The sequence below is a fragment of the Paenibacillus sp. 10L310 genome (assembly GCF_056395745.1).
Window position 1 is genome coordinate 1 of record NZ_JBFTKC010000073.1, and the last position, 411, is coordinate 411.

Annotated in this window: 4 tRNA genes; all 4 read right to left on the reverse strand. The window is 54.7% G+C overall.

What is annotated here, in order from left to right:
- Nucleotides 1-7: 7 nt before the first annotated feature.
- The 4 genes from AC1DE7_RS31870 to AC1DE7_RS31885 all read right to left on the reverse strand — a co-directional run bounded on the left by AC1DE7_RS31870 (nt 8) and on the right by AC1DE7_RS31885 (nt 344).
- A tRNA-Pro gene (locus tag AC1DE7_RS31870) sits at nt 8-81 on the reverse strand.
- Between the two features lie 7 nt (nt 82-88).
- Nucleotides 89-167 (reverse strand) — tRNA-Leu (locus AC1DE7_RS31875).
- Nucleotides 168-184: 17 nt separating this feature from the next.
- Nucleotides 185-261: transfer RNA gene (locus AC1DE7_RS31880), tRNA-Arg, on the reverse strand.
- An 8-nt stretch (nt 262-269) separates the two neighbouring features.
- Nucleotides 270-344 (reverse strand) — tRNA-Gly (locus AC1DE7_RS31885).
- Between the last annotated feature and the right edge of the window lie 67 nt (nt 345-411).

Here is a 411-nt window from a genome sequence, read left to right on the forward strand (position 1 = left end):
ATCGGGATCGGGATGACACGATTTGAACATGCGACCCCCTGGTCCCAAACCAGGTGCTCTACCAAGCTGAGCTACATCCCGTTATATATACCGGCGAGAGGACTCGAACCTCCACGGTTTCCCACTCGATTTTGAGTCGAGCGCGTCTGCCATTCCGCCACGCCGGCAAAATATGAAGTTATAATGGCGCGCCCTGAGAGATTCGAACTCCCGGCCTTTTGATTCGTAGTCAAACGCTCTATCCAGCTGAGCTAAGGGCGCAAAAAATTTGGAGCGGAAGACGGGAATCGAACCCGCGACCCTCGCCTTGGCAAGGCGATGCTCTACCGCTGAGCCACTTCCGCAAATAAAGGATGCGCGTGGAGGGACTTGAACCCCCACGTCAAAGACGCTAGATCCTAAGTCTAGTGC